The organism is Streptomyces sp. NPDC050759, from assembly GCF_044456945.1.
In the GTDB taxonomy this organism is placed as follows: Bacteria; Actinomycetota; Actinomycetes; order Streptomycetales; family Streptomycetaceae; genus Streptomyces.
In genome coordinates this window covers 1-9,764 of sequence record NZ_JBITGI010000035.1, presented here as the reverse complement: position 1 = coordinate 9,764, position 9,764 = coordinate 1, and the positions used below count along the sequence as shown (strand labels likewise).

Annotated in this window: 8 protein-coding genes; 5 read left to right on the top strand and 3 right to left on the bottom strand. The window is 70.3% G+C overall.

Annotated features, from left to right (window positions below; genetic code table 11):
- Positions 1-308 precede the first annotated feature (308 nt).
- The 3 genes from ACIBJB_RS47145 to ACIBJB_RS47135 form a co-directional block, all read right to left on the bottom strand.
- Entirely contained in the window at positions 309-1,520 is a 1,212-nt protein-coding gene (locus tag ACIBJB_RS47145) for a DUF5667 domain-containing protein (RefSeq protein WP_398940336.1), read from the bottom strand.
- Between the two features lie 233 nt (positions 1,521-1,753).
- Positions 1,754-2,527 (bottom strand): ECF subfamily RNA polymerase sigma factor, BldN family, encoded by a 774-nt coding sequence (locus ACIBJB_RS47140; RefSeq protein ID WP_280863278.1) that lies wholly within the window; start codon positions 2,525-2,527, stop codon positions 1,754-1,756.
- Positions 2,528-2,842: 315 nt separating this feature from the next.
- Complete coding sequence (locus tag ACIBJB_RS47135; RefSeq protein ID WP_398940334.1) at positions 2,843-3,769, bottom strand: HAD family hydrolase; 927 nt, start codon at positions 3,767-3,769, stop codon at positions 2,843-2,845.
- Between the two features lie 94 nt (positions 3,770-3,863).
- On the opposite strand from ACIBJB_RS47135, the gene ACIBJB_RS47130 reads away from it, so the two are divergent.
- From ACIBJB_RS47130 to ACIBJB_RS47110, 5 genes are all read left to right on the top strand, one after another.
- Positions 3,864-4,151 carry a glutaredoxin family protein gene (locus ACIBJB_RS47130; protein WP_398940333.1) on the top strand — a complete coding sequence of 96 codons (288 nt, stop codon included), beginning with the start codon at positions 3,864-3,866 and terminating at the stop codon, positions 4,149-4,151.
- Between the two features lie 235 nt (positions 4,152-4,386).
- Positions 4,387-5,154 (top strand): redox-sensing transcriptional repressor Rex, encoded by a 768-nt coding sequence (locus tag ACIBJB_RS47125; RefSeq protein ID WP_398940332.1) that lies wholly within the window; start codon positions 4,387-4,389, stop codon positions 5,152-5,154.
- Entirely contained in the window at positions 5,151-6,881 is a 1,731-nt protein-coding gene (locus ACIBJB_RS47120; RefSeq protein WP_398940331.1) for a glutamyl-tRNA reductase, read from the top strand. The genes ACIBJB_RS47125 and ACIBJB_RS47120 overlap by 4 nt, the downstream gene beginning before the upstream one ends.
- Positions 6,878-7,837, top strand: coding sequence for a hydroxymethylbilane synthase (hemC, locus tag ACIBJB_RS47115; protein ID WP_398940330.1), 960 nt, complete (start codon positions 6,878-6,880; stop codon positions 7,835-7,837). The genes ACIBJB_RS47120 and hemC overlap by 4 nt, the downstream gene beginning before the upstream one ends.
- On the top strand, positions 7,834-9,540 hold the full coding sequence (locus ACIBJB_RS47110) for a uroporphyrinogen-III synthase (RefSeq protein WP_398940329.1): 1,707 nt from the start codon (positions 7,834-7,836) through the stop codon (positions 9,538-9,540). The genes hemC and ACIBJB_RS47110 overlap by 4 nt, the downstream gene beginning before the upstream one ends.
- The last annotated feature ends 224 nt before the right edge of the window (positions 9,541-9,764 follow it).

Here is a 9,764-nt window from a genome sequence, read left to right as displayed (position 1 = left end):
TTGCTGGTGCAGCGGCGGTCGGTGTTCTTCTGAGCCGGCCGACGGCCATGAGAGCGCCGTGACTGGGTGGAGCCGCTGGACGGAGTCCGGCGCAGCTGTCCGAAGCCTGCGCAGCAGTGCGAGGGCAGCAGACAGGAGGGGCCAAGTTGCTGGTGCAGCGGCGGTCGGTGTTCTTCTGAGCCGGCCGACGGCCATGAGAGCGCCGTGACTGGGTGGAGCCGCTGGACGGAGTCCGGCGCAGCCGGCTGTCGTACGACGACGGGGGCGCCCTTCGCAGGAAGGGTGCCCCCGTCGTCGTACCGGAAGAGCTAGTTCGTGTTCTCGCCGTCGATTCCCAGGCCGGGGAGGAGGCCGGGGAGGAGGGGCGGGAGGGTGACGTCCGGGTCGGAGGAGGGGGCGGGGGTGGTCGGGGTGGCGGTGCCGGTGGCCTTCGGGGGGTCGAGGAGGCCGCCTGTGTTGCCGCCGAGCAGGCCGTCGTCCTCGCCGGCGGACGTGGCCGGCTTGCTGGGGCTGCTGCCGCCGCTGTGCTCGGAGCCGCCGCCGGTGCCCGGAGCCGTGGACCGGCCGGAACCGGTCGAGGTGTCCGAGGACGCCGTCCCGGGGCGCTGCCGCTGTCCCGAGCCACCGCTGCGGGCGGCGGGTTCGGGCAGGAGGGACTGCAGCGGGGCGACCTCTTCGTCTATGGCGTCGAAGACCGAGGACACCTGGTTGCTGACGTCGCCGAGCTGCACGGGCAGCCGCTCGCGGAGCGCGCCCCAGGCCTCGCGGTGCGAGCGCGAGAAGCTGGAGAGGGCCTGGATGGGGCCCAGGGAGTTCGGGTCGCGGTCGTACGCCTCGTGCAGCAGGCGGTGGCCTTCGGCGGCGTCGTGCTGCATGCCGGACAGGGCCCGGCGGATCTCGCTCAGGGACTCGTGGTCGAGTTGGCCGCCCCGGCCGCGCTCCATCAGGCGGCGGGCCTCGCTCAGCCGGGTGGAGGCCTGGTCGAGGTAGGCGACACCGCGCTCGTCGTCGCCCTCGGACAGGTAGGTGAGCTTGAAGTCCTCGATGCCGCGCTTGAGGCCGTACAGCGAGTCGCCGGGCAGGGCGTCCGAGCTGGCCGCGGCCACTCCGCCGAAGGCTCCGGCAGCGACTCCGACGCTCAGGCCGCCCGCGGCCAGGCCCTTGGTGAGCCGGGATCGCGGTCGCAGTTTCCCGAGCGGACTCGCCCGGTGGGCGGCTCCCGCCCGAGGGGAGCGCTGCTCGGGCACCGCGGGTTCCACCCCGTCGCCCTCCAGCAGCATGGCCTCCATCGCGGCCACGAGCTGGGCTCGCTGGACGACCTTGACCTCAGGGTCCAGCTCAGGCCTGGGCAGCTCGCCAAGACACTCCGCGAGGGTCAACAGGCGGTCCTGCCCGGTGTGTTCCCCAGCGGCCGGCTGCTGTCCTTCGGACTGCTCGGCCGCCGGGTCCCGGTCGGACTGCTCCTCCAGGGCCTGGGCGAAGGCGTTCGCCCGCCGGTGCGCCGATACGTTCGCGATCACTGGCGGCACCTCCTCTCGTCATGACGGTCGACTCCCCAGGGGGTCCTGAGGGTTGCACACCCTGACCACAAGCACACGATCGAGTGATCGAAGTCGGCCAGGGAGTGACCACAGGGAGCCTGCATCCCGCACAACGAGCGGCGTGGCACTTGGGTTACGGACGGCGGATGATCGGGTCGGGAAGGCAACGGACTTTCACCGAGAGCGAGTTGGCGGTTACCGGGCGTGCGCTCTCAGCGGACGTCGTCCGGGAGGAGACGGGCCAGGGTGCGTACGGCCCGGTACTGGAGGGTCTTGATGGCGCCTTCGTTCTTGCCCATCACCCGGGCGGTCTCGGCGACGGAGAGGCCCTGGAGGAAACGGAGGGTCACGCACTCCTGCTGCTGCGGGTTGAGCCGGCGGACGGCGTCCAGCAGCGCGGCGTTGGAGAGCGACTCCAGGACGGAGTCCTCGGGCGAGCGCTCGACCTCGTTGGCGTCGAGCATCTCGCCGGTGGTGACCTCGAGACGGAACCGGCTCGACTTGAAGTGGTCGGCGACGAGGTTGCGCGCGATGGTGACGAGCCAGGCGCCGAAGTCGCGGCCCTGCCAGGTGAATGTGCCGATCCTTCTGAGCGCGCGCAGGAATGTCTCGCTCGTCAGGTCCTCGGCGGTGGCCTTACCTCCTACCCGGTAATAGATGTACCGGTACACCGTGTCGCTGTACTGGTCGTACAGGCGGCCGAAGGCGTCGGCCTCGCCGGCCTGGGCGCGTTCGACCAGGTCCATCATGCGGGCGCTGTCGCTGTCCGCGGCGGGACGGCGGGCGGGGGCGGCGCCGGTCGAACGCCCTCGTCTGCCGACGGCCGCGGAACCGTCGGCCAGTGCGTAGCACGGGCCGATCGGTGCCGCGGCTGCGGCGAGGGCGGGGACGGCGTACGCGGTGGGGACGAAGCCGCGCAACAGGTCTTGGACCGTTGCGCGCAGCGTAGCCAGGCCCGAGGCGTCAACCCCGACGTGTGGGTACACGGGACTCCCAGAGGCAGAGCTTCCATCACGTGCAGTACGGGACCGTTCACCCGTCGTAGCGACGGAAGGGGTACCGGATTGCGTCTGAGGAGAATAACGCTTAGTGCAGGCCCTGCTACACCCAGTTGCTCTATTCATCGATTACGTCGCTTCTGTAACCGATTGGGAGCAGTTCAAGTGCCGGAGAGTGACCGGTTGTTGATCGAAAGCGGTCGTGTTCTGCCAGGGAACAAGGCGTGTTGTGGCCGTGTGCAGCCAATGTGCCTGCACACGGGGTTACGCCCGTAAAACCGGTGGATTGGTGTGTTCGCCCGGCTACCGGCGGCGTTTGTGCAGGGCGATCGCCGCCGCCGTACCGCCTGCCACCGCTCCCACGCCGGCCGCCGCCGGGATGCCGACCTTCGCCGCCTTGCGGCCGGTGCGGTAGTCGCGTAGGCGCCAGTCCAGTTGACGGGCGTGCTTGCGGAGCTTGGTGTCCGGGTTGATCGCGTAGGGGTGGCCGACCAGCGAGAGCATCGGGATGTCGTTGTGGCTGTCGCTGTACGCCGCGCAGCGCGACAGGTCGAGACCCTCCGCCGCCGCCAGCGCCCGGACCGCTTCCGCCTTCGCGGGGCCGTGCAGGGGTTCGCCCACGAGCTTGCCCGTGTAGACGCCGTCCACGGACTCCGCCACGGTGCCGAGGGCGCCGGTGAGGCCGAGGCGGCGGGCGATCACCTGGGCGATCTCCACCGGGGCCGCTGTGACCAGCCACACCTTCTGGCCGGCGTCCAGGTGCGCCTGTGCCAGCGCGCGCGTACCTGGCCAGATGCGCTCGGCCATGTACTCGTCGTAGATCTCCTCGCCGATCGACTGGAGCTCGGCGACGCGGTGGCCCTTGACGATCGACAGCGCGGAGTCCCGGGCCTCCTGCATGTGTTCCGGATCCTCGACGCCGGCGAGCCGGAACCATGCCTGCTGCCAGGCGAACTTCGCGAGGTCGCGGGTCTCGAAGAACTTCCGTTTGTACAGGCCGCGGCCGAAGTGGAAGAGGGCGGCGCCCTGCATCACCGTGTTGTCCAGGTCGAAGAAGGCGGCGGCCTTGTCGTCGCCCAGGACCGGGAACTGGGACTCCGGTTCCGTACCAGAGGTCTCCTCGACCTCCTGGGAGGACTTGCGCGCGGCCTCCGCCGAGGCCTCGCCTGCCAACACGCTTCGCGCCGTGGCGGAGCGCCTACGGGGAGTGAGCCATCCGAGAGCGGCCATGGCGTGAGCATAGCCAGTCTGTTCGGTGGTTCCGGAGTCGAGAGGTTTGAAGGGTGTGAACTCTCCGCGACCGTGTCGTTAAACAAGGGCGAGAATGGCCGACATGAGTTCCATCTTTCGCCGCAGGGCGGCCAAGCGTCCCGAGGAACGGCTCGTCACCCTCATCCGCAAGCCGGGCTGTCATCTGTGTGACGACGCCCAAGCCGTGATCGAGAAGGTGTGTGGAGATCTCGGGGTTCCGTGGGAGCGGAAGAGCATCGACGAGGATCCTCAACTCCACGATCAGTACTGGGAGCAGATCCCGGTGGTACTCGTCGACGGTGAACAGCACACCTTCTGGCGGGTGAACGAAGATCGCCTCCGCAAGGCCCTGACGGACTAGTCCAACTGGTCCGGCCGGTCGCTTAGGATCGATGGCGACTTGGTCTTGGGGGCGGGATTGATGAGGGAAGTGTGCGGTTTTGCCTCCGAGAGAGACGCGCGTGACCCCGGTCACGTTGGCCGGGCAAATCGGACACCATCTTTGTGCACGCGTTCACAAAGACATAGCCTGCATTCGACGGGGCGGTCTGGGGACGCATGACCGCCTACAGCCCCGCTCTACCCGCAGGAGCACCGTGGCAACTGGCCGAACTCACCGACCGGCGACCCGTAGCCGAGGGATTCCCGAGGCCACCGTCGCCCGCCTTCCGCTGTACCTCCGCGCGCTGACCGCACTGTCGGAGCGCTCGGTACCCACGGTCTCCTCCGAGGAGCTCGCGGCCGCCGCGGGGGTCAATTCCGCGAAGCTGCGCAAGGACTTCTCCTACCTGGGTTCCTACGGAACGCGCGGTGTCGGCTACGACGTCGAGTATCTCGTCTACCAGATCTCCCGCGAACTCGGCCTGACCCAGGACTGGCCGGTTGTGATCGTAGGTATCGGAAATCTCGGCGCCGCTCTCGCCAACTACGGCGGCTTCGCGTCCCGTGGATTCCGTGTCGCGGCGCTGATCGACGCCGATCCGGCGATGGCCGGCAAGCCCGTCGCGGGCATTCCGGTGCAGCACTCGGACGACCTGGAAAAGATCATCGAGGACAACGGCGTGTCGATCGGTGTCATCGCCACCCCCGCCGGTGCCGCCCAGCCGGTCTGCGACCGGCTCGTGGCCGCCGGGGTCACCTCCATCCTGAACTTCGCGCCGACCGTGCTGTCCGTGCCGGACGGCGTCGACGTGCGCAAGGTCGACCTCTCCATCGAGCTGCAGATCCTCGCCTTCCACGAGCAGCGCAAGGCCGGTGAGGAGGCCGCCGCCGCTGCCGACGGGGCCGGTCCGGTCGTCACCGGCCGCGGCGAGTCCGCCGACAAGGGGCCCGACGGGGACGTACCCGCCGTGATGCCGGCATGAGTCTCCTCGTCGTCGGGCTGAGCCACCGCAGCGCGCCGGTCAGCGTGCTGGAGCGGGCGGCTCTCCATGCCGATGCGCAGGTGAAGTTGGTTCAGGACACGGTCGCCGCCGACCCGGCCACGGAGGCCGCGGTGCTGGCCACCTGCAACCGGATCGAGCTGTACGCCGACGTGGACAAGTTCCACGCCGGGGTCGCCGAGCTGTCCACACTGCTCGCCCAGCACAGTGGGGTGGGGCTCGACGAGCTCACTCCGTATCTCTACGTCCACTACGAGGACCGAGCCGTTCACCACCTCTTCTCCGTGGCCTGCGGACTGGACTCCATGGTCGTCGGCGAGGGGCAGATCCTCGGGCAGATCAAGGACTCGCTGGCGCGGGCGCAGGAGCTGCACACGGCCGGACGGCTCCTCAACGACCTGTTCCAGCAGGCACTGCGGGTCGGGAAGCGGGCGCACTCCGAGACCGGGATCGACCGGGCGGGGCAGTCGCTGGTCACGTTCGGGCTGGAGCAGCTGGCTCTCGGCGCGGAGGTGTCGGACTGGGCTCGGGGGAAGAAGGCGCTGGTCATCGGGGCCGGGTCGATGTCCTCGCTGGCCGCGGCGACGCTGGCCCGGGTCGGGGTCAGGGAGATCGTCGTCGCCAACCGGACGGCTGACCGGGCCGAGCGGCTTGCGCAGATCCTCAATGACGGTGGGGACGTGTCCGCCCGCGCGGTACCGATGGATGCGGTGTCGGACGAGCTGACACGTGCAGATGTTGTGGTGTCTTGTACGGGGGCCACCGGGCTGGTGCTGACGGCTGAGGCTGTCGCTGCGGCGGTGCAGGATGCTGGTGCCGGCCGGGGGTGGGTCGCGCAACTCGGCGCCGACGAGGTGCCGCCCTTCCGTGGGTCGGGAGCCGCCCCGGCACGACCGACCGCAAGCTCTGCGACTGACGAGAACTGTCCGCTCGACCTGGCTCCCATGCCCGCCACCGCCGGTTTCTCCGTGCTCGGGGAAGCCGCTGTCGCCGGGATGGCCGCCTCCGAGCTGGAGCAGCATGCCGCGTGGGTGGACAACGCGCCGCGGCCGCAGAGTTCCGGTCCGGCCGTGACCGTGCTCGACCCCGCCGAGGAAGCCGACGCCATCGCGGCGCTCGCGGCCACCGCCGCCGTCATCGGGCGGGTGCCCGAGCGGCGCAGGCCCGAGCCCGTCGCCGAGATTCCCCGGCCCACCCCCTCGCTCTTCCTGCTCGACCTCGCCATGCCCCGGGACATCGACGCCGCCGTGCACCGGCTGGGCGGAGTGCGTCTCGTGGACATCGAGTCGCTCGCCGAGGCTTCGGCGGACGCTCCCATGGCGGCCGACGTCGACCAGGTCCGTCGTATCGTGGCCGACGAGGTCGCCGCCTTCGGGGCCGCGCTCAGGGCCGCGCACATCACGCCGACCGTCGTCGCGCTGCGCTCCATGGCCGCCGAGGTCGTCGCCGGCGAGATCGCCCGGCTCGACGGCCGGCTGCCGGGCCTTGACGACAAGCAGCGCGGTGAGATCACGCAGACCGTGCGGCGCGTCGTCGACAAACTGCTGCACGCGCCGACCGTACGGGTCAAGCAACTCGCGGCTGAGCCCGGCGGAGCCGGGTACGCGGACGCGTTGCGGACTTTGTTCGACCTCGACCCCGAGACGGTGGCCGCCGTCTCCCGCGCCGAGGACAGCACCACCGATGAGAAAGACCGAGGCTCGTCATGAGTACCAAGGCGCTACGACTCGGGACCAGGCGGAGCAAACTCGCCATGGCCCAGTCGCGGCAGGTGGCGGACGCCGTGAGCCAGGTGACCGGGCGGCCCGTCGAGCTCGTGGAGATCACCACGTACGGTGATGTCTCCAAGGAGGCGCTCGCGCAGATCGGCGGCACCGGTGTCTTCGTGACCGCGCTGCGCGAAGCCCTGCTCAAGGGCGAGGTCGACTTCGCGGTGCACTCGCTCAAGGACCTGCCGACCGGGCAGCCGGACGAGCTGGCGCTGGCCGCGATACCCGAGCGCGAGGACCCGCGGGACGTCATCGTCGCCCGTGATGCCCTGAAGTTCACCGACCTGCCCCGCGGCGCCCGCATCGGTACCGGTTCGCCCCGGCGCATGGCGCAGCTGAACGCGTACGCCCGCACGCACGGACTTGATATCGAGACGGTTGCGATCCGGGGGAACATCGACACCCGGGTGCGGTTCGTGCGCGAGGGTGACCTGGATGCGGTGGTGCTGGCCGCGGCAGGGCTCACACGCATCGGCCGTATCGACGAAGTGACCGATTTCCTCTCGGTCGACACAGTTTTGCCCGCTCCCGGCCAGGGAGCACTCGCGATCGAATGCACCGCGGACAACGCGGACCTGATCGCAGCGCTCGGCGAGCTCGACGACCCGCTCACGCGGGCCGCCGTGACCGCCGAACGGTCACTGCTCGCCGCCCTGGAGGCCGGCTGCTCCGCCCCTGTGGGCGCGCTGGCCGACCTTCTGGCCGACGGGCAGATTGTCAAGGAAATGCGCCTGCGGGGCGTCGTCGGCACGACCGACGGCTCTCGTACGGTGCAGTTGTCCACCACCGGTCCCGTGCCCGAGACGTACGACCAAGCAATGGCGCTCGGCCGTGAACTCGCGGCCGAGATGCTTGCCCAGGGCGCGGCCGGTCTGATGGGGGAGCGAGCACAGTGAGCCCCACCACCCTTCCCGCCGGTCCTGAACACGGGCACGTCACCTTCCTCGGTGCCGGACCCGGAGATCCGGGACTGCTGACTCTGCGCGCCGTCGAGGCGCTCACGAACGCGGACGTCCTCGTCGCCGGGCACGAAGTGCTCGACGTCGTACGCGTCCACGCTCGATCGGGCGTCGCCGTCGTGGACACGGACACGGAGTCGCCCTCGACTCCGGTTCCGGGCACGGGCGCGCCCCAACTAACGATCGTTGACGGCGCGTCAACAACCGCAGCTGTCCCCGCTGTACGGGATGCGGCACATCTTGTCATGGAGGCCGCGCGGGGCGGCAGGCGGGTCGTACGTGCGGTGTCCGGGGACCCCGGGCTCGACGCGTACGCCGCCGAGGAGATGCTGGCCTGCGCCCGCGCGGGTGTGCCCTTCGAGGTCGTGCCCGGTGTCGCCGCCGCGGTCGGTGTACCCGCGTACGCCGGTGTGCCGCTGCGGGACGCCCAGGGCGCGGACGTGCGGTTCGTGGACGCGCGGACGGCCTCCGACCGGTGCTGGACGGAGGTGGGGGCGTCGGACGGGACCGTGGTCGTGTCGACGACCCTGGACTCCGTCGGTGCCGCCGCCGGCGAGCTGGTCGCCGCCGGACGCAAGCCCGATACGCCGATGACGGTGACGGTCGCCGGTACGACCACCCGCCAGCGGACGTGGACGGCCACCGTGGGCACCATCGCCCAGACACTCAAGCAGGCCAAGGTGCTGCCCTCGCCCGAGGGCGGGCGGCCGGTGATAGTCGTGGTCGGTGAGCGTTCGGCCGCCGCGCAGCGCGACCAGCTGTCGTGGTTCGAGAACAAGCCGCTGTTCGGCTGGAAGGTTCTCGTGCCGCGTACGAAGGAGCAGTCGGCCTCGCTCTCCGACCAGCTGCGGTCCTACGGGGCCGTGCCGTACGAGGTGCCGACGATCGCCGTCGAGCCGCCGAGAACGCCCCAGCAGATGGAGCGGGCGGTCAAGGGGCTGGTCACGGGCCGGTATGAGTGGATCGCCTTCACGTCCGTCAACGCCGTCAAGGCGGTACGGGAGAAGTTCGAGGAGTACGGGCTCGACGCGCGTGCCTTCGCGGGGATCAAGGTCGCCGCGGTGGGCGAGCAGACGGCGAAGGCGCTGGTCGCCTTTGGCGTGAAGCCCGATCTGGTGCCGAGCGGTGAGCAGTCGGCCGCGGGGCTTCTCGAGGACTGGCCGCCGTACGACCCTGTTTTTGATCCGATCGACCGGGTGTTCCTGCCGCGGGCCGACATCGCGACCGAGACGCTGGTGGCGGGCCTCATCGAGCTCGGGTGGGAGGTCGACGACGTCACCGCCTATCGGACCGTGCGGGCCTCGCCGCCGCCGGCGGAGACGCGGGAGGCGATCAAGGGCGGTGGGTTCGACGCCGTTCTCTTCACGTCGTCGTCGACCGTGCGGAACCTGGTGGGTATCGCCGGGAAGCCGCACAACGTGACCGTGATCGCCTGTATCGGACCCGCTACGGCCAAGACCGCCGAGGAACACGGGCTGCGGGTGGATGTGATGGCTCCCGAGCCGTCCGTGCACAAGCTGGCCGAGGCCCTCGCCGACTTCGGGCTGAAGCGGCGGGCGGCGGCGGTCGAGGCCGGGGATCCGGTGACACGGCCGAGCGAGCGGCGGCCGGGGGCTCGGCGGCGGCGGTCTACGACCTGAGTGTCGACGGCCTGAGTGTTGTGGGGTGTGGTGTCGGGGCGCGGTGGCTGCGGTGGTCTGGTTCAGGCTGACGGAGCCACCGTGTGGCCGTAGCGCAGGAGGTTCTGCGGGTCGTACGTCGACTTCGCGCCTTTTGTGCCTGCGGCGGCCTGTTTCGGTTCGGTGGGGGCTTGTGTAGCGCGTGGGGTTCGGTGGGTGGGTCGGGGCCGGGGTGGGGGGGGGGG